Consider the following 19,147-nt stretch of genomic DNA (forward strand, 5'->3'; position numbering starts at 1 on the left):
TATGGACTAGGGCCGCATTCATCCCGACCTTTGTGCTCCGCGTCCGAAACCTTCCGCCCCGTTCGTACGGTTAGTCTAGTCATGTCCGACAATTCCGCTCTGCAAGTAGCCGCTCCGGCCTCCGATGCTATCGACCACCTCGACCCGCGCCAGTTTATTGTTATCAAAAATGCGCGCGTCCATAACCTCAAAAACCTGAGCGTAGCCCTGCCGCGCAACAAGTTTATCGTCGTCACGGGCCTTTCGGGCTCAGGCAAATCGAGCCTGGCTTTTGATACGCTTTACGCTGAAGGCCAGCGTATGTACGTAGAAAGCCTGAGCAGCTACGCCCGGCAGTTTCTGGGCCGCATGGACAAGCCCGATGTGGATTACATTCGGGGCATCTCGCCGGCCATCGCCATCGAGCAGAAAGTCAGCATCAAGAACAACCGCTCGACGGTCGGCACCAGTACGGAGATTTATGATTATTTGAAGCTGCTGTTTGCCCGCGTGGGCCGCACCTATTCGCCCGTGAGTGGGGAGCAGGTGCGCAAGGATAGCGTGACGGATGTAGTCGATTATCTGTTCAGCCTGCCGGCCGATACGCGCGTGACCATTCTGGCCCCGCTGCTGCGCACCGAGCCCGGCCGGCCCATGAGCAAGGAGCTGGATTTGCTCTTGCAGAAAGGCTACGGCCGCGTAGTGCTGGCCAATGGTGAAAATGCTTTTATTGAGGACCTTATCGGTGAGGGTAAGCCGGAGGTAGAAGGCGACATCTATATCCTGATTGACCGCTCGGCCGTGCAGCACGGCGACGAAGACTTGTACTTTCGGCTGTCGGACTCGGTGCAGACGGCCTTCTTCGAAGGTCACGGTACCTGCCTTGTAAAGCTCGACAATGAGACGCGCACTTTCTCCGATAAGTTTGAGCTGGATGGAATGGTGTTTGAGGAGCCGAGTGTTAACTTCTTCTCCTTCAACAACTCGTACGGTGCCTGCCATACCTGCGAAGGCTTTGGCTCCGTGCTGGGCATCGACGAAGATTTGGTAATTCCCGACAAAAGCATGACGGTGTATGAAGGTGCCATCGCACCCTGGCGCACCGAAAAGCAGGGCGAGTGGCTGAAGCCGCTGCTCAAGAATGGTATTCGGTTCGACTTTCCTATTCATCGCCCCTACAACGACCTGAGTGCCGCCGAGCAGCGCCTGCTATGGACTGGCAATAAGTACTTTGAAGGACTGGACGCGTACTTTAAATGGGTAGCAGAGCAAACGCATAAGATTCAGTACCGGGTGCTGCAAAGCCGCTACCGGGGCCGCACGGTATGCCCCGACTGCCGCGGCACGCGCCTGCGCAAGGATGCCCAGTACGTGACAATTGACGGCCGTAGCATCACCGATTTGGTATTGCTGCCCATTACCCAGGCTTTGGATTTTTTCCGGAACTTAAGTCTGCCCGAGCACGAGCAGAAGGTGGCCGACCGCCTGCTGGCCGAAATTACCAACCGCCTCGGCTACCTCGACCGGGTGGGCTTGGGCTACCTTACCCTCAACCGCCTGAGCAACACGCTGAGTGGGGGCGAAAGCCAACGCATTTCGCTAGCTACTTCGCTGGGCTCGGCGCTGGTGGGCTCGATGTACGTGCTCGATGAGCCTAGTATTGGGTTGCACCCCAAAGATGCCGAGCAGCTTATTGGCGTGTTGCGCTCCCTGCAAGAGCTGGGCAACACGGTGGTGGTAGTGGAGCACGAAGAGAAAATGATGGAGGCTGCCGACCAGATTATTGATATCGGCCCCGAAGCCGGTAGCGGCGGGGGCAACCTCATGTTTCAGGGCACCTACGCCGAGCTGCTGCAAGACACCGAAACCTATACCGGCAAATACCTCAGCGGCCAGCTCGAAGTAGCGGTGCCGGCCGTGCGCCGGCCCTGGCGCAACGCCCTGGAGCTGACCGGCGCCCGCGAAAACAACCTTAAAAATGTGAGTGTCAAGATTCCGCTGGGTGTGATGACGGTGGTGACCGGTGTATCGGGCTCGGGCAAATCGACGCTCATCCGGCGCATTCTGGCCCCGGCGCTGATGAAGCAGCTGGGTGGCGGCGCGGGCGAAACTACGGGCAAGTTTGATAAGCTGCTGGGCGTGAATGGCCAGGTAACGCACGTCGAGTTTGTGGACCAGAATCCCATTGGCAAGTCGTCGCGCTCAAACCCGGTGACTTATGTAAAGGCTTACGACACCATCCGGACGCTGTTTTCGGAGCAGCCGCTGGCCAAGGCGCGGGGCTACAAGCCCTCGCATTTCTCGTTCAACGTGGAAGGCGGGCGCTGCGAGGTGTGCCAGGGCGAGGGCCAGGTCAAAATCGAGATGCAGTTCATGGCCGACATTTACCTGACCTGCGAAAGCTGCGGCGGCCACAAATTCAAGCAGGATATTCTGGAAATTAAATTCCAGGAAAAGAATATCTACGAAGTGCTGGACCTGACGGTCGAAGACGCCGTCGAGTTCTTCAAAAGCCAGCCCAAGGTGGCCGAGCGCCTGCAGCCGCTGCTCAACGTGGGGCTGGGCTACATCCGCCTCGGGCAGTCGGCCAATACGCTTTCGGGTGGCGAAGCCCAGCGCGTGAAGCTGGCCAGCTTCCTTACCAAAGGTGCTACGCTGCAGCAGGATAAAATTCTGTTTATCTTCGATGAGCCGAGCACTGGATTGCATTTTCACGATATAGCCAAACTGCTAGGTGCCCTGAACGCGCTGGTGGAGCAGGGCAACTCGGTACTCATTATCGAGCACAACATGGACATTATCAAGTGTGCCGACTGGCTCATCGACCTCGGCCCCGAAGGTGGCATTAACGGCGGGCACCTGCTCTTCGAAGGCACGCCCGAGCAGCTGGTGAAGCTTAAGGATACCAACCATACGGCGCGGTTTCTGGCGGAGAAAGTTAATCCGCTGTCGTAGGCAGCTCGCCGAATATGAAGCCTAAATACCTTGCCCTCGCGGCGCTGGCCCTGCTACTTGGCTGGTTTGTTTACGACTCCTTCAGCCAGCCGGGCGTGGGAGACCTGAAGGGTAATTTTCAGGAAGCTGCTCTTTACCGCAACGAGAATAATACGGGTCCCATCGTGCGCGTGTATGCCGTAACGGTGGCCGACACGCTGTGGCGCGAGATGCGACAGTATGGCGATTTTATGCCCTACACAAAATATGGTAATACCAAGGTGTATTTCTTTCGGCAAGGGCAGCCGGCGCCGAAATCCGTGCGGCCCGGCAGCGTAAATTTCGATGCCGAATTCGACCGCTACTGCCTGGCGAAGTACGAGAAGGAAGTGATGGGCAACGTCACGTTTGCGCGTTATCCGTTGCGGTGAGCGTAGCGCAAAAAGCCCGTCGTGCGGCACGCAGTGACGGGCTTTGGCGAATGAGCAATTGTAACAACTACGCCGGCACCGGCCGGATGCCGGCCACAAAGTCGTGGATGGCGGCGGTGCGCTCACCGGCCGGAGTTTGTTGCAAGAGCCGGATAAACGCGCTGCCGATGATGGCGCCCGTGGTGTGCCGGCTGGCTGCCGCAAAGCTGGCCGCGTCGCTGATGCCGAAGCCCACTAGCGTGGGGTTGCGCAAACCCAGTGCCTTGGTGCGGCTCAGGTAGGCATCCACGTCGGCGTTCATATCGGTTTGGGCACCGGTAGTACCGGCGGCGGCCACGAGGTAGATGAAGCCATCGGCCAGGGCGTCGAGCTGGCGCACGCGGGCGGCGCTGGTTTGCGGCGTCACGAGGAAAACTGCCTTCAGGCCGTATTCGGCAAACAAGGGCCGGTATTCCCGCTCGTACACTTCGAGCGGGAGGTCGGGCAGAATCACCCCATCAATGCCCACGACCTGGCAATGCTGGCAGAATTTCTCCACGCCAAACTGCACTACCGGGTTGAGGTAGCCCATGAGCAGGATAGGAACCGTAATGCCTTGCTGGCGAATATCTTGTAACTGCTCAAAAAGCTTGCCGACGGTCATGCCGTTTTCGAGGGCCTGCTGGTTGCTGCGCTGAATGGTTTCGCCGTCGGCCACCGGGTCGGAGTACGGCATACCGATTTCCACAAGGTCGGCCCCGGCCTCCTGCAGAGCCCGCAGCACGGGCACCGTATCGTTGAGCTGCGGAAAGCCGGCGGTGAAATAAACGTTGAGTACGTCGGCGGTTTTGTGCTGAAAGAGCTTGGTAAGGCGGTTCATGGCTGAGTAGCGCGAAGCTTCGCGCTGAAAAACGTTAAGAATATTCCTCCAGGTGCTTGGTGTAGGTAGCCAGGTCTTTATCGCCGCGGCCCGAGAGGCACACCACCACTACGTCGTCCTTTTTAGCGCCGATGAGCGGCAGGCAAGCCAGGGCGTGCGCCGTTTCCAGGGCCGGAATAATGCCTTCGAGCCGGCTGAGCTGGAACGCGGCATCGAGCGCCGCCTTGTCGGTAATTGACAGAAACTCGGCGCGGCCCGTGGCAAACAGCTGCGCGTGCTGCGGCCCGATACCGGGGTAGTCGAGGCCCGCCGAGATGGAATAAGGCTCCGTCACCTGCCCGTCCTCGGTTTGCATCAGAATAGTGCTGGCCCCGTGCAGGATACCGGGTTTGCCCAGTGCCGTAGTGGCGGCCGAGTGGCCGGTATCGATGCCCTGGCCAGCGGCTTCGGCCGCAATCAGGCGCACGCTGGGCTCGTCGAGGTAGTGGTAAAACGCGCCCGCCGCGTTGGAGCCGCCGCCCACGCAGGCCAGCACAAAATCGGGGGTGGCGCGGCCGGTCTGGTGCAGCAGCTGGCGAATAATCTCGGCCGAAATCACCGACTGAAACCGCGAAACCATATCAGGGTAGGGGTGCGGCCCCACTACCGAGCCGATGATGTAGTGCGTATCGGTAGGATTGCTAATCCAGTGGCGCATAGCCTCATTGGTAGCGTCTTTCAGGGTTTGGCTGCCGCTACGGGCGGGCACTACCTGGGCCCCGAGCATGCGCATCCGGTCCACGTTGGGGCGCTGGCGCTCGATATCCACGGCGCCCATGTACACGATGCACTCCAGGCCCATGAGGGCGCACACAGTGGCCGTGGCTACGCCGTGCTGACCAGCGCCGGTTTCGGCCACGATGCGGCGCTTGCCCAGGCGCTTGGCCACCAGAATCTGCCCGATGGTATTGTTGATTTTATGCGCGCCGGTGTGGCACAGGTCCTCGCGCTTTAAGTATATTGTAGTCCCTATGTGTTCCGACAGCCGCTCTGCCAGAAACAGCGGGGTGGGCCGGCCCACGTAGTCGGTCAGCAGCTGCGTAAACTCGCGCTGAAACCCCGGGTCTTCGATGATGCGCAGGTAGTTATCGCGCAGCTCTTCCACGTTCGGGTATAGCATTTCGGGCACGTAGGCCCCGCCAAAGGTGCCGTAGTAGCCGGCCGCATCGACGCGGTAGGGGGAGGGAGCGGTGAGTGTCATAAATCAGGTAGCAGTTGATAGTGAGCAATTAGCAGTTAATAAGTAGCCGGCGACTCGTGCAGGCGGGCCAGCAGCGTGCGGGTGGCCTCGATGTCCTTCAGACCAGGGGCACTTTCCAGCTTGCTGTTAAAGTCATAGCCAGCCAGCTGCGGATGATGGAAATTCAGTAAGTCGGCAGCATTGTCGGGCCCCAGGCCGCCACTCAGCAGGAAGTGGGTAGCGCCGTGGTAGTTGGCCAGCACCCGCCAATCAAATGCTACGCCGTTGCCGCCGGGATGCGCGCCCTTGGTGTCAAACAAAAAGTAGTCGCAGAAGGGAGCATATTCAGCTAAAGTGCTGAAATCAAAGGTTTCATCTATCGAAAAAGCCTTGATGATAGGTAAGGAGTTCTGCTTCACCGCGCGGCAATAAGCCGGTGCTTCGTGACCGTGCAGCTGCACGTAGTCGAGGCCGTAGCGGGTGGCCGTAATCAGCAGCTCCGAAAGCGGCGCATCGACGAATACGCCCACCTTGCGTACGGTTGCGGGCAGGCCGCGCATCTCGGCGGGGGTGAGGCTATCGCCCACGTAGCGGACTGATTTAGGATAGAAGATAAATCCCAGAAAATCAGGGCTTAAAGTGGCTATGGCCCATAGGTTGGCCGCCTCGCGCATACCGCAGATTTTGACTTGCATCACAGCCTAAGAAACTGAAACGGGAGCAGATAGTTCGGCCACCAAGCCAGTCAGCGCCGCCGCCGGGTCGGCAGTCTTCATAAATGTTTCGCCGATAAGAAAGCCCTGGTAGCCGGCCTGGCGTAATGCTAGAATGGTGCTGGCGTGCTGCAAGCCGCTTTCGGCTACCCGCACGAAGTGATTGGGAATGAGGGCCGCCAGCCGCGCCGACGTATCCACATCGGTGGCAAAGGTGGCCAGGTTGCGGTTATTCACGCCTACCAAATCGACCGAGTTGGTGAGGTGGCTGCGCAGCTCGTTTTCGTCATGTACTTCGAGTAGCACCTCCAGCCCCAGCGCGTGGGCAAACCGGCTGAATTGAACAACCTCGGCCGGCGTGAGGCAGGAGGCAATGAGCAGCACCAAATCGGCTCCCAGCGCCCGCGCCTCGGTTATCTGATACTCGCTGATAATGAAATCTTTGCGCAGAATTGGCGTACCGGGGCAGGCGGTTCGTGCCGCTTGCAGGTCGGCGGGCGTGCCGCCAAAAAACGGCTCATCGGTGAGTACCGACAGCACCGCCGCGCCTGCCGCTGCGTAGCCGGCCGTGGTAGCACCTGCCTCGGCCGTGTCATTAATCACGCCCTTGGAGGGCGAGCGGCGCTTAAACTCGGCAATGATGCCAGTAGAGCCCGCCGCGGTAAGTGCTGCCCGCGCCGACAGGACCGGACGCGTGAACAGCGGCAGCTGTTCCAGCTGCGCGGTCGGAGCTTCTGCTTCCCGCTGGGCTACTTCCTGGCGCTTTTCGGCAACTATTTTATCGAGGATAGTCATGCGTATTTTTCGAATTATCCAGTAATTAGCTAAGTGCCAACAACTTCTCAAAAGCCTGCCGGGCCCGGCCACTGTCCAGCGACTCGGCGGCCAGTGCCAGGCCCTCGGCGGCATTGGCGGCGCGGCCGGCCGTGCGCAGGGCCAGCGCGGCGTTGGCAAGCACGGCGTTGCGGTGGGCGGCCGGTGCTTCGTTGCGGAGTACGCGCTGAAAAATATGCGCTGCCTCGGCCACTGTATCGCCACCAAACAGCGCCGCGGGCGTAGTGGCGGGCAAACCCAGGTCGGCGGGCGAAAGCAGCTCCTCACCCTGCCGGCTGATGAGCTTCACGGGCCCCGTCAGCGACACCTCATCATACCCATCGAGACTGTGTACGATGAGAAATTCGCGCCCCGCTTCCTGCTGATGCAGGTAAGCGTAGAGCCGCGCCAGCTCCAGGCTGAACACGCCCACCAGCTGCAAGCGCGGCCGGGCCGGGTTCACGAGCGGCCCCAACATATTAAAAAAGGTCTTAACGCCCAGCTCTTTGCGCAGCGACGCCACGTTTTTCAAGGCCGGGTGAAACAGCGGCGCGTGCAAAAAGCAGATATTGGCCTCGTCGAGCTGGCGCCGGAGCGCATCGTTATCGGCCGTAAACTTTACGCCCATGTGCTCCAGCACCGTGCTGCTGCCGCTGATACTTGACACGCCGTGGTTGCCGTGCTTGGCCACCGGCTGGCCTGCGCCGGCCACCACAAACGCCGATAAAGTAGAGATATTGAAGGTGTTGCGGCCATCGCCGCCGGTGCCGCACACATCCATCGCGTCGATGCCGCCCAAGTCGACGGGGCGGCACAGCTCCAGCAGCGCGTTGCGAAAGCCGGCCAGCTCCTCCACCGTCACGCTGCGCATGAGGTACACGGTGAGGAAGGCGGCAATCTGCGCGGGGTTATATAGCCCTTGCGCTATGCCTAGTACCACGCGGTGCGCCTCTTCCTGGGGCAGCGTGCGATAGGCAAAGAGGTGGTTGAGGGTGTCTTTCACAAGTCTATAAATGTGGGAGATATGTAAAATGTGGAAACGTAAGGCGAATGACCGGCTGCGGAAAATGCGTGGCGTTAGCGAAAATAATTTTCACATTTTCACATCAGCACATTTTCATATTAGCCATTTATCCAGTTGGCCAGCATGGTTTTGCCATGCTCCGTCAGCACCGACTCGGGGTGAAATTGCACGCCCAGCACGTCATAGTCGCGATGAGCGAGGGCCAGCACCTGGCCGTTTTCGTCGAGCGCCGTGATGCGCAGCTCGGCCGGCATGGCCTCGGGCGCGATAGTCCAGGAATGGTAGCGGCCCACGCGTACGTTGTCGGGCACGTCGTTAAAAAGCCGGTTGGCCGCCGCAGCCGGCGTTTGGTGCAGCGTGTGGGCCACGCCGTGGTGCACTTCGCCCAGGTTAGTGAGCTGGCCGCCAAAAGCTTCGCCAATGGCCTGGTGGCCCAGGCACACCCCCAGAATGTGCTTGGTCGGCGCGTAGCGCTTTATCAGCTCGGGCATAATACCGGCTTCGCTCGGAATGCCAGGGCCCGGCGAGAGCAGGATGTGCGAGTACTTATCGACCTCATCGAGGCTGATTTTATCATTGCGAAACACGTCCACTTCCTGACCCAGCTCGCGCAGCATGTACACGAGGTTGTAGGTAAAGGAGTCGTAGTTGTCGAGAACAAGAATGGGCATTGCCGTAAGCTATTATCTTTTAGAACGTTATGCTGAGCTTGCCGAAGCATCTCGCTCGTATCGTTGAACGGTTTTATTACTACCCCATGCGAGATGCTTCGGCAAGCTCCGCATGACGTTCTTTTCGGTTTGAATTACACCTTTTCGGCCTGCCGCAAGGCCGCGCGCAGGGCGCCCAGCTTGTTGTGAACTTCCTGCAGCTCGCTTTCGGGCACCGACTTGGCTACTACGCCCGCGCCGGCCTGGTAGTACAGCGTATTGTCTTTGCTGAGGAACGTGCGAATCATGATGGCGTGGTTGAAGTCGCCGCCGAAGTCGAGCGCGCCAATGCAGCCGCCATAAAAGCCGCGCTGCGTGCTCTCATATTCATCAATGAGCTGGATGGCGCGGTACTTGGGCGCGCCCGAAAGCGTGCCGGCCGGAAAGGTTTCGCCCACTACATCGAGCGGCTCGGTATCGGCCCCGAGCTGACCTACTACCTTAGAAACCAGGTGAATAACGTGCGAATAGTACTGAATTTCCTTGAAGCGCTCCACGGCTACCACGTCGCAGCGGCGGCTGAGGTCGTTGCGGGCCAGGTCCACGAGCATCACGTGCTCGGCAGTTTCCTTGGGGTCGTCGAGCAGCTGCTGGGCCAGGTGGGCATCAGCCGCGTCGTCGCCGGTGCGGCGAAAAGTACCGGCGATAGGGTAAAGCACAGCCTGCCCTTTAGTGATAACTATCTGCGACTCGGGCGAGGAGCCGAATAGCTTATAGCTGCCATAGTCGAAATAAAACAGGTAGGGCGAGGGATTGAGCGAGCGCAAGGCCCGGTACACATTAAACTCATCGCCCTGAAATCCTTGCTGAAAGCGCCGCGAGAGCACAATCTGAAATACGTCGCCGCGCTGGCAGTGGTGCTGGCCCAGGCGTATCAGCTCCAGGTACTCGGCATCGGTCGCATTGGAGCTTTCCTGGCCCGTGAGGTGGAAGCCGTGAGTCGCGAAATTGCGGTTCTGGATGAGCGTCTCGATGTGGTCGAGCGTATCGGCAGTCGGCTCCTCGCCTTCAGTGAGGTATTGATGCTCAAATAAATACAGCTCGTCCTTGAAGTGGTTGATGGCGATAACGTAGCGAAATGCCTGGTACACGATAGCCGGCACCGTGCTGGCGGCGGGCTTGTCGCGCAGCGCCACGTCCTCAAAATACTGCACCGCCTCATAGGCCATGTGCCCAAACAGCCCATTGGTAATAAACGGCAGGCCCGACGGCTCGGCTGGCCGGAAGCTACTCCGGAACTCGCGCAGCTTGGTTAGCGCCAGGCGGGGGTCGGGCAGCGTGGCAGTGCTGGCCGGCTGGCCGGGGCGCTGGGTGGTCAGCTGGTTTTTATCCAGCTCAAAGCGCGCCACCGGGCTAAAGCAGAGGTACGAAAAGCTGTTGTTATTTCCATGATAATCAGAGCTTTCAAGCAATAACGTGCCCACAAACTGGTCGCGCAGCCGCAGATACAGGCTCACCGGCGTGAGGGTATCGGCCAGCAGACGGCGGTGCCGGCTGTGAACGATGGTGGAGGTAGAAGTTGCGGTAGCGGCCAACATGGCGAAGGGACGGGTAGAAATACTGAAACAACAAAAAAGCCCGCTGCGGTGAGCAGCGGGCTTGGAGAATCTCTGGGGGTTCAACCAACTATATATGCCTAATGCTCAGCCTCTTGGGAAGGTTGAGTGCCACCAGCTTTGCGAAACGGTTGCGAAGAAAGACATGAGGTATAGTCGGTTTGCGGGGGCAAAGGAACGACGCTTTTTTGAAAAAGCAAATTCTTTAGCTAAAAATTTTGCTTGTTGCTCAGCCGGGCAGTCTGCCGGCCCTGCGAGCTAAGTGCTGCAAGCGCCTAAGCTAATCGACAGATGCTAAGCGGGTTTCCTCCGGGCCAAGCTCTACCAGACCTTGCTTATAAAGTGAGCCCAGCGCCTTCTTGAATACCTTTTTACTCATGCCCAGGCGGCGGTACACATCATCGGCCAGGCTTTTGTCGCCGAGCGGCAGGCGGCCGTCGGAGCGGGCTCTGACGGCCGCCAGTACCGTGGCGGCGGCAGTACCCACCTCGTCGTAGCCGGGCTGGCCGAGGCGCACGTCGAGCTTGCCATCGGGACGAATCTGCCGCAAGTGGCCCGGCAGCAGTTCCCCCACGCGCAGCGGCCTGAATACCTCATTTTGATAGAGTAAACCAGCGTGCGTGCCGTTTACGATAACCGAGTAGCCCAGCGGGGTTTGTTCGGCGATGAGTATCTGCACGGCCGAATTCTCTTCGCCCTCAAACGGCTCAGGGCTCAGAAACTGCTGCCATTTTGCCGAGGCCACGAGGCGGTCGGTAGCTTCGTCGAGGTACACGTACACGAGCACGCGGTCGCCCACGCGCACGGCCTGGCGCTGGTTGGCGTGGGGCAGCAGCAAATCTTTTTCGAGGCCCCAATCAAGGAACGCGCCGGCCGCGCTCACATCGCGCACGGTAAGCGCGGCAAAGCTATCGACCACTGCCAGCGGCTCCAGGGTAGTGGCAATGAGGCGGTCTTCGGAGTCGCGGTACACAAACACGCGGATAACATCGCCGACGTGCGCGCCCACCGGCCGGTACTTCTCGGGCAGCAGCAGGTCGCCATCATCGCTGGTCAGGTAGAAGCCGATGCTGACTTCGCGGGCTATTTCGAGGTCGTTAAAATCACCGAGACGCATGGGAGGAAGGGAAATAAAAAACAAAGTTGCGCGTAAAAACCCAGTGCCCGGCGCTACTGCCCCGTGGCGGGTACCAAACCGGATTACAACCTGCCGGCCACCGGCTCACCGATAAGCGTTGATACAACAGTTTTACCCGTTTCGGAGTAGTTTATTATTTTAATATAATATATTTATTATATTAAGGCATCAACTGCTTTGACCAAATTGATAACATACAACCTGCTGAACTATGCTGTAAATTTGTACTCAGAAATTATTTTTTACTCAATCCTTAACTATTTGGCAATAATGATTACCCGATTTTTGTACTATTTGGCAATAGCAGTTGTATTTCCGGCGGGCTGGGCTGCGGCCCAGGCTCCCGCCCTGCGGAGCCTGACTACGCCCTCACCGGCAGGTAGCAGCGTGAGTGCCGACAGGAAAGTGGTGCCAGCCGTCAGCGTCCCGGCCTTTAATCCGGACTCTATTTATGTGAACCCGCAGGTGCGACCCCAGTTTAGCGGGGGCGATGCGGCGTTTCGGGCGTATCTCGCTAAAAACCTGCGCTATCCGTCGGAGGCACTGCGGCAGAGTATTGGCGGAAAAGTCTACATCCGCTTCGTAGTGAGTGCCGAGGGCCGCATCACCGATGCCTCAACCGTGAGCGGGCCCGGGCACGGCCTCAATGAGGAAGCCCTGCGCCTGGTGTGGCTGATGCCGGCCTGGCAGCCCGGCCAGCAGGACGGCCACCCGGTGCGCGTAGCATGCACCATCCCGATTACGTTTCAGTAGCCGGGCCCACACTACTGGGCGCTGTACTGCACCACGCTGGGCTGACCAAAGCTGAAATCCGAAAACTGATACGCGTCGCGGTTTGATTCAAAAATCCGTAAGCCATTAGCAGTGAGCTGCCCCCGTGGATAGTAGCCCAGCAAAAACTGGAAGGTGCGCAGTACCGTCAGCTCATTGCGAAAGCGCAGGCCCAGGCCAAAGCCGGTATAAGGCGGGCTGCCTCCGCCGAACGGGGAGCCGCCGCCGATGCGCTCATTAACCAGGGCCATGTCGGCAAAAGCCAGCACCGCCATGCGAAAGCCCAGCAGCGAGAGCGGGGTATAAACCGTGCCCTCGTAGTTGGCCAGCAGGCGGCTGGTAGCCAGAATCTGGCCATCGGGCCGAAAGCCCCGTACCCCATCGGGGTTGCTGCTGATACCGCTCAGTAGTACCTCGGCCGGGTAGCGGTTGAAGCCCGCCGTAACGCGGGTATTGAGCAAGTGCCGGCTTTGGTAGTTGCCAACCCGGTAGCGGCGCGTAAAGTACATAAACTGGCCACTGAGCAGGCCCTGTTCCCAGCCACCATCGTTGATGCGCTGAAACGTGCCGAAATCGAGGCTGCCGTAGAGGTAGCCCTGGCGCACCGAGTAGCCGGCCGCCGCAATGCGGGCATCGAAGTAGCGGCGCGGGCCTACGGGGTTCATCTCGTAGCCGGTGGTAAAGCTGAGCAGCGTGCCGGCCGGCACATCTTCGGTGCGGCCAAAGCCAAAGAGATACTTGTCCTTATAATAGCGGCGTACCGAGTAGCCTACCGAGCCCAGCACCAGGGTGCGGGTGCGGTCGTCGGGGCTGCCCGCCGGAGTCTCGGGCGTGGCGGTCGGGTTGGTTGTGTGGTTTTCGTGGAGCAGGCTGCCCGCCAGAATGAGCCGGCCGGGGTTTTCATAGCCCAGGTCGTAGGAGCGCAGGCGAAAGGCCCGGCCCACCCACAGATTCTGGCTGGTATAAGAGCGCACCCGGTAGTCGGGCAGCTGCCCCGGCAGGGGGGGCGCATCGCGGGGCAGCACGATGTGCAGGTTGAAAGCGTCGAGATTGAGCGCGCCGGCCCAGCGGGTACTCGGCGAGTAAAAGTCGCGCCGCACCGACACCCCGCCCGAGTGCGACTCAAACTCATTATAATAGTGTCCTTCGGCGTACACGAAGTTGCGGAATGGTACCTGGTAGTTGGCCTCGTAGCCCCAGGTTTGGGGCAGGTCGCGGCCGTACTGGTAGCGATTGCTGAGCTGGTGGCCCAGACCCAGAAAATTCTGGTCGCCGGCCATCACAATGGCCTGCCCAGGCCCGCCACGCAGCTCGTAGCCGCCCGTAAAGCTGAATACATCGGTGGTATAGACCATAATGTCTACGCTGTCGCGGGTGGCAGTTTTTTCGTTTACCAGCACGCGGGCATCCAGAATTTCGTCGGTCTGGCGCAGCAGGCGCTCACTTTCGGCCAGGGCCTGGGGCAGCAGCGGCTGGCCGGGCCTGAACAGCAGCACCTGCCGGATGCGCGAGCGGGCCGTGCGGATGTGCAGGGCGTTGCCCGACTTCTCCAAAAACGTGCGCGGCTGCCGCAGCGAGTCGTTCAGGCTGTAGCCAAAGGCATCGAGTGGGGTAATGATGACGTGGCGCACAATCTTGAAGTTGTGCTGGTCGAATTGCCGGTTTAGCAGCACCGCGTCGAGGCCGTGGTCTTCTTCCCGGGGGCGGGTAAGTCGAAAAAAAGCGGCCAGCCCGCGCCCCATAATGGTTTTGCGCCGGGTGTAGCGCTCCAGGCTCAGGCGCAGCCTTTCCTCATCGAAGCGCCGGCCGAGCGAGTCGGCGGGCAGTGAAGCCGCTTTGTCGGAGGCGTGCAGCGAGTCGGGCGGCACGGCCATGCGCGGCGTAAAGCCCTGCCCATGGGCACGCGCCAGCCCGGCCAGCACGAGCCAGCTGAGAAGCACATAAAAACGACGGGTTGAAAGGCAGGACATGGGGCACAGGGGCACTACGCGCAAGTTACGCCCGTAAGCGGTGGCGTGTGCAGCTGCTGCCCTACCCGGTGCCGACGTCTTTACGCTTGGTGGGGAATAGCCCGCACGGAGCTGCTCGGTAGGGTTCGGGTAGTATCAGCCTGAATCGAAACTTTTTCTAAAAAAATTAGCTTATCAAAAGCTTGCCTGTATCAGTGGCTGGCGCTACTTTTACCCTCGCTAAACCACGCCGCCACGATGAACGAGCGCATTCAGGAAAAGCTAAGTATCTTAGCCGACGCCGCCAAGTACGATGTGTCGTGCAGCAGCAGCGGCGGCAAGCGCAAAAATGAGCAGAAAGGCCTGGGCACTGCCGAAGGTATGGGCATCTGCCACAGCTTTACAGAGGATGGCCGCTGCGTGAGCCTGCTGAAAATCCTGCTTACCAACCACTGCATTTTCGACTGCGCGTACTGCGTGTCGCGCCGCTCGAACGACGTGAAGCGCGCCGCCTTCACGGTGGAGGAAGTGGTGGATTTGACCATCAATTTTTACCGGCGCAACTACATCGAGGGCCTGTTTTTAAGCAGTGGTATTTTCTCCTCACCCGACTACACCATGGAGCGGCTGGTGCGCATTGTAAAAAAGCTGCGCACCGAGCACAATTTCAACGGCTACATCCACGTCAAAACCATTCCGGGCGCCTCGCCCGAGCTGATTCAGGAAGCCGGCCTCTATGCCGACCGCCTGAGCGTAAACATCGAGCTGCCCTCGGAGCTGGCCCTGACCACCCTGGCGCCGGAGAAGAACTACCAGGAGATTCTGACCCCAATGGGGCAGATTCGGGATGGCATTATTCAGAATAAAGAAGAGAAGGCGCTTTTCAAGAAAGTGCCGCAGTTTGCCACCGCCGGCCAAAGCACCCAGCTTATTGTGGGCGCCAGCAGCGAGAACGACCTGCAAATCATCAAGCTTTCCGATTCGCTTTACCAGGGCTACGGCCTGAAGCGAGTATATTATTCGGGCTATGTTCCGGTGACGGATGATGCCCGTCTGCCGCAGGTAACTCAGCCGCCGCTGGTGCGCGAGCACCGCCTGTACCAAACCGACTGGCTGATGCGCTTCTACGGCTTTGAGGCCGATGAGATACTCGACCCCGCGCACCCGTACCTCGACCTCGAAATTGACCCCAAGCTGGCCTGGGCCCTGCGCAACCGCCACCTGTTTCCGATTGACGTGAACGTGGCCGACCGGGCCCTGATTCTGCGGATTCCGGGCGTAGGGGCGCGCTCGGCCGAGCGTATTGTGCAGGCCCGCCGCTTTTCTTCCCTCACGGCCGAGCACTTGCAGCAGTTTGGGGTGGTGATGAAGCGGGCCAAGCACTTTCTGACGGCGCGCGGCATGGCCCCCGCCAGGCTCGGCGAGCTGAGCGAGCAGCAGGTGCGCCGCCAGATTCTGTTCGGAGGCAAGGCTACGCGCTCGGCCCTGGTTACGCAGCAGCTCGATTTATTTGCCCAGGCATCGTAAAGCTTAACTCAGCAAGTTGTTTGTCAATGCTATGCGCTACTATCTGCTGGCTGCTGCGCTTATCCTCACTAGCTGTCAGAAAAACAGTGCCGACACCTGTAATGTGACTTTGCCTACCCCCATTGTCAGTGCTGCCGGGCCCCGCGCCGGGGCAGTTAACCAGCCGGCTGCTTTCCAGCTTACCTGCCAGCTGGCCAATGGCTGCGGTACGCTGGTAAACATGCCGGTGCAGGCTAGCTCTACCGGGCTCGCACGCACGGTAGGCGTCAACATCAACTATAGCTCCTGTTCTTGCGCCACGCCAGGCAGCACGCTTCAGGCCACCTACACGTTCCAGCCCACAGTGGTGGGTACCTACTACCTGAACTTTGTGGCCGCCAGCGGCTACATCACCGATACGCTGGTGGTAAAATAGCCATCGGTGCTCACCCGGCCAGCCCCGGTAGGGCTGCGTCGCTCACAGTTTGTTGCCATGAAAATCTCTCACCGCGCTGCGGCCGTCGCGTCGGCCGCTGGCTCCCTTGCTGCCGAACCTTTACTTGCGCTGGCTTCGCCGGGCGCTGGCTTTGACAAAGCCCCGCGGCTGTCGTGCTGCTGCCGTATTTCCGAGCTGCTGCCCCTCGTCAGGCAGGTGCATGATGCCGCCCGCGCGGCTCAGCTTGCCACTGAGCGGCCCGATGTGGCCGCGTAACCTTGCGGCTCGGTCAAGCAGTACGGTAAGCAGATGGACTATCCCCTGGAACACCATACTGTGCACACCAATGGCCAGCAGCTGCACGTAGTGCAGTGCGGCCCCGTTGCGGGGCCACTGGTTATCCTCCTGCATAGCTTTCCCGAATTCTGGTACAGCTGGCGCCGGCAGCTGCCAGCCCTGGCCACGGCGGGCTGCCGGGTGTGGGCACCCGACCAGCGGGGCTATAACCTGAGCGATAAGCCCGCCGGTAGTTGGGCTTACCGGCTGCCCACGCTGGCAGCCGATATTATCGGCCTGCTGGATGCGGCCGGCCGGCCGCAGGCTGCCGTTGTGGGCCACGACTGGGGCGGCCTGGTGGCCTGGTACCTGGCCACCTATCACGCCGACCGAGTGCGGCGCGTGGCGATTCTGAATGTACCGCACCCGGCCGTGCTGCCCAGGGCTTTGTGGCGCGTGCCCGGCCAGCTGCTGCGGAGCTGGTACATGCTCTTTTTTCAACTACCCTGGCTACCTGAAAAGCTGTTTCGCAGGCGCAGCTGGCATTTTGGGGTGCAGAGTCTGCTGCGTACCAGCCGCCCCGGCACGTTTAGCGCGGCCGACCTCGAACAGTATAAGCAAGCCTGGGCGCAGCCGCAGGCACTAACCAGTATGCTAAACTGGTACCGCGCCCTGCGCTACGGAGCGGGTATGCCACGGCAGCGCCCCGTTCGGGTGCGCGTGCCGGTGCAGCTTATCTGGGGCAGGCAAGATGTTTTTCTGGCGGCCCGACTGGCCGAGCTTAGCATAGCGTTGTGCGCTCAGGGTCAGCTACATTACTTTCTGCAGGCCAGCCACTGGGTGCAGTTGGAAGAAGCTGACGCCGTAAATTCTTTATTAACTGGTTTTTTAGCTTAATTCGGCGACGCGGTATTTATTAACTTTTTGCTATATTCTGTGGCTTCTTCTCTGCGTCTGATTTCTGGCGGTGGCAGCACCGGCGTTGGCCCGGTCGCTGCCCGCCCGGTCGCACCCGAGCTGCGCAACCCGCCCGCCGACTATACCTACGACGGCTCATTTGAGGGCCTGCTTACGGTGCTGTTTCGGGTATACGACCGCAAGTCGGCCCCCAATAGTATTCAGGCGGCAGGTACGGCGCAGGGTGGCTTGTTTGCCCAGCCGGTCGCCATCGACACCGACGAGGTACTGGCTACCCGCACCTGGGATGGCCTGCTGCGCTTTATGCCCGAACCGGCGCGGGCGCGGCTCTACCACGTTTTTTTGAGCGAAGACCCTGAGCGGGAGCTCTTACTATTCCGCTACGCGGATATGGCGCTGCGGGCCGGCCGCGATATTTCCGACAACTATGCCGATGCAACCGTGCGCCGGATGCAGCGCCTGGCCCAGCAGCTTTTCCGCGAAAAGCACCGCATGGAAGCGTTTGTGCGATTTGAGAAGGCCCAGGACGGGCTGTTTCACGCTACTATCGAGCCCGATTTCGATGTGTTGCCGCTTATTGCCAGTCATTTTACGAAGCGCTACGCCGACCAGCGCTGGCTGATTTTTGACCGCAAACGCCGCTACGGCTTGTACTACGACCTGACCCGCACGACCATTGTGGAGTTTGAGGCTGCCGGGCAGCCCAGCCGGCGCGGCGAGGTGGCAGCCACGGTGCTCGATGAGCGCGAGCCACTGTTTAAAATTTTGTGGCAGGCGTATTTCGACCACGTCAACATTCCCGAGCGCAAGAACCTCAGGCTGCACCAGCGCCACATTCCGAAGCGCTACTGGAAATACCTGAGTGAGAAGCAGCCCCGCGAGCGCCGCTTTGAACCCATCAAAAACAAGCGCTCGCAGTAGCGCGGGCTGGGTATTTTGCGCTACTGGGGCTACCGCCTTCTAACTTGCAGCCTGAATACTATGGCGCACCCTGTTTTGATGAAGAATACGCTGGTTTTTGGGGCCTCGGGCCAATTAGGGCAATGTTTGGCGCAGGTGGCACAGGAGCGCAGCCTGCCGGGCCTGGTTTTTCCGCCCGAGTCGCACGCCAACATCCTGAACCCGGCGGGCTTGCGCGAGCTGTTTGAGCAGCATCGCCCGGCCTACGCCATCAACTGCGCGGCCTACACGGCGGTAGACAAAGCCGAGGATGAGCCGGAGCTGGCCCGCCAGGTGAACCGCGACGGCGTCGAAAACCTGGCCCGCCTGTGCGGCGAGTTTGGCACGACGCTCATCCAGATTTCGACCGATTTTGTCTTTGCCGGTACCGGCAATCAGCCGCTCGTCGAAACCGACGAGGCCGCGCCCATCAGCGTCTACGGCCTCACCAAGCTGGCAGGCGAGCGGGTAATTCCGACGCTCACCAGCCAGTATTTTATTCTGCGCACCAGCTGGCTCTACTCCGAGTTTGCCAACAACTTCGTGAAAACCATGCTCAGGCTGGGCCGTGAGCGCGCTGAGCTACGCGTTATCTGGGACCAGCTGGGCACGCCCACCTACGCCATCGACCTGGCCGGCTGCATTTTGCATCTTATTGAAACGGAGAGCCAGGCCTACGGCATTTACCACTACAGCAACGAAGGCGTGACGTCGTGGTACGACTTCGCCACGGCCATTTTTGAGCTAAGCGGCACTACCGTAAGAACGGTGCCCATCCGCACGGCCGAGTATCCTACTAAAGCCACTCGCCCAACTTACTCCGTGCTGGATAAGAGCAAGGCAAAAAAGGTGTTAGGTGTAGAAATTCCGCATTGGCGAGTGAGTTTGCAGACTTGTTTGGGGAAGTTGGGTGAAGGGGATTAACTATTTGTGGTGTGCTGCAACTAAATGAAAGGCAACGTACTCTCTCGCAAAA

Annotated in this window: 18 protein-coding genes; 9 read left to right on the forward strand and 9 right to left on the reverse strand. The window is 59.8% G+C overall.

Going from position 1 to position 19,147, the window contains the following annotated elements; translation table 11 throughout:
- Window positions 1–81 precede the first annotated feature (81 nt).
- Both uvrA and F6X24_RS08225 read left to right on the forward strand, forming a co-directional pair.
- Entirely contained in the window at window positions 82–2,934 is a 2,853-nt protein-coding gene (gene uvrA, locus F6X24_RS08220) for an excinuclease ABC subunit UvrA (RefSeq protein WP_151087544.1), read from the forward strand.
- A gap of 14 nt (window positions 2,935–2,948) precedes the next feature.
- Entirely contained in the window at window positions 2,949–3,344 is a 396-nt protein-coding gene (locus F6X24_RS08225) for a hypothetical protein (RefSeq protein ID WP_151087545.1), read from the forward strand.
- Between the two features lie 67 nt (window positions 3,345–3,411).
- Here the strand turns inward: F6X24_RS08225 and trpA are convergent, their stop codons facing one another.
- The 8 genes from trpA to F6X24_RS08265 all read right to left on the reverse strand — a co-directional run bounded on the left by trpA (window position 3,412) and on the right by F6X24_RS08265 (window position 11,355).
- Window positions 3,412–4,203 (reverse strand): tryptophan synthase subunit alpha, encoded by a 792-nt coding sequence (gene trpA / locus F6X24_RS08230; RefSeq protein WP_151087546.1) that lies wholly within the window; start codon window positions 4,201–4,203, stop codon window positions 3,412–3,414.
- Between the two features lie 34 nt (window positions 4,204–4,237).
- Window positions 4,238–5,443 (reverse strand): tryptophan synthase subunit beta, encoded by a 1,206-nt coding sequence (gene trpB / locus F6X24_RS08235; protein ID WP_151087547.1) that lies wholly within the window; start codon window positions 5,441–5,443, stop codon window positions 4,238–4,240.
- Window positions 5,444–5,478: 35 nt separating this feature from the next.
- Entirely contained in the window at window positions 5,479–6,117 is a 639-nt protein-coding gene (locus F6X24_RS08240; protein ID WP_151089555.1) for a phosphoribosylanthranilate isomerase, read from the reverse strand.
- A 6-nt stretch (window positions 6,118–6,123) separates the two neighbouring features.
- Window positions 6,124–6,930, reverse strand: coding sequence for an indole-3-glycerol phosphate synthase TrpC (gene trpC / locus F6X24_RS08245; protein WP_151087548.1), 807 nt, complete (start codon window positions 6,928–6,930; stop codon window positions 6,124–6,126).
- Window positions 6,931–6,955: 25 nt separating this feature from the next.
- Window positions 6,956–7,951 (reverse strand): anthranilate phosphoribosyltransferase, encoded by a 996-nt coding sequence (gene trpD, locus F6X24_RS08250; RefSeq protein WP_151087549.1) that lies wholly within the window; start codon window positions 7,949–7,951, stop codon window positions 6,956–6,958.
- 119 nt (window positions 7,952–8,070) lie between these two features.
- On the reverse strand, window positions 8,071–8,643 hold the full coding sequence (locus F6X24_RS08255; RefSeq protein ID WP_151087550.1) for an anthranilate synthase component II: 573 nt from the start codon (window positions 8,641–8,643) through the stop codon (window positions 8,071–8,073).
- Between the two features lie 134 nt (window positions 8,644–8,777).
- Complete coding sequence (locus F6X24_RS08260; protein ID WP_151087551.1) at window positions 8,778–10,220, reverse strand: anthranilate synthase component I family protein; 1,443 nt, start codon at window positions 10,218–10,220, stop codon at window positions 8,778–8,780.
- A gap of 298 nt (window positions 10,221–10,518) precedes the next feature.
- The gene (locus tag F6X24_RS08265; RefSeq protein ID WP_151087552.1) at window positions 10,519–11,355 is read right to left on the reverse strand and encodes a CvfB family protein; all 837 of its coding nucleotides are present in this window, start codon (window positions 11,353–11,355) and stop codon (window positions 10,519–10,521) included.
- 291 nt (window positions 11,356–11,646) lie between these two features.
- Between F6X24_RS08265 and F6X24_RS08270 the strand changes: the two genes are divergently transcribed.
- A complete protein-coding gene (locus F6X24_RS08270) occupies window positions 11,647–12,129 on the forward strand; it encodes an energy transducer TonB (protein WP_151087553.1) in 483 nt (160 codons plus the stop codon).
- An 11-nt stretch (window positions 12,130–12,140) separates the two neighbouring features.
- Here F6X24_RS08270 and F6X24_RS08275 read toward each other — a convergent pair whose 3' ends face one another.
- Window positions 12,141–14,087, reverse strand: a complete 1,947-nt coding sequence (locus F6X24_RS08275; protein ID WP_151087554.1) for a BamA/TamA family outer membrane protein — start codon at window positions 14,085–14,087, stop codon at window positions 12,141–12,143.
- Between the two features lie 267 nt (window positions 14,088–14,354).
- Between F6X24_RS08275 and F6X24_RS08280 the strand changes: the two genes are divergently transcribed.
- Genes F6X24_RS08280 through rfbD form a run of 6 tightly spaced genes read left to right on the forward strand, consistent with a single transcriptional unit; the run spans window position 14,355 to window position 19,095 of the window.
- On the forward strand, window positions 14,355–15,623 hold the full coding sequence (locus F6X24_RS08280) for a putative DNA modification/repair radical SAM protein (RefSeq protein ID WP_151087555.1): 1,269 nt from the start codon (window positions 14,355–14,357) through the stop codon (window positions 15,621–15,623).
- A gap of 31 nt (window positions 15,624–15,654) precedes the next feature.
- On the forward strand, window positions 15,655–16,038 hold the full coding sequence (locus F6X24_RS08285; RefSeq protein WP_151087556.1) for a hypothetical protein: 384 nt from the start codon (window positions 15,655–15,657) through the stop codon (window positions 16,036–16,038).
- A 57-nt stretch (window positions 16,039–16,095) separates the two neighbouring features.
- The gene (locus F6X24_RS08290) at window positions 16,096–16,314 is read left to right on the forward strand and encodes a hypothetical protein (protein WP_151087557.1); all 219 of its coding nucleotides are present in this window, start codon (window positions 16,096–16,098) and stop codon (window positions 16,312–16,314) included.
- 33 nt (window positions 16,315–16,347) lie between these two features.
- Window positions 16,348–17,211 (forward strand): alpha/beta fold hydrolase, encoded by an 864-nt coding sequence (locus F6X24_RS08295; protein WP_151087558.1) that lies wholly within the window; start codon window positions 16,348–16,350, stop codon window positions 17,209–17,211.
- Between the two features lie 39 nt (window positions 17,212–17,250).
- A complete protein-coding gene (locus F6X24_RS08300) occupies window positions 17,251–18,153 on the forward strand; it encodes a TIGR03915 family putative DNA repair protein (protein WP_151087559.1) in 903 nt (300 codons plus the stop codon).
- 60 nt (window positions 18,154–18,213) lie between these two features.
- A complete protein-coding gene (rfbD, locus tag F6X24_RS08305; RefSeq protein ID WP_229725430.1) occupies window positions 18,214–19,095 on the forward strand; it encodes a dTDP-4-dehydrorhamnose reductase in 882 nt (293 codons plus the stop codon).
- Window positions 19,096–19,147: the final 52 nt, after the last annotated feature.

This window comes from Hymenobacter baengnokdamensis (assembly GCF_008728635.1).
GTDB classification, from domain to species: domain Bacteria; phylum Bacteroidota; class Bacteroidia; order Cytophagales; family Hymenobacteraceae; genus Hymenobacter; species Hymenobacter baengnokdamensis.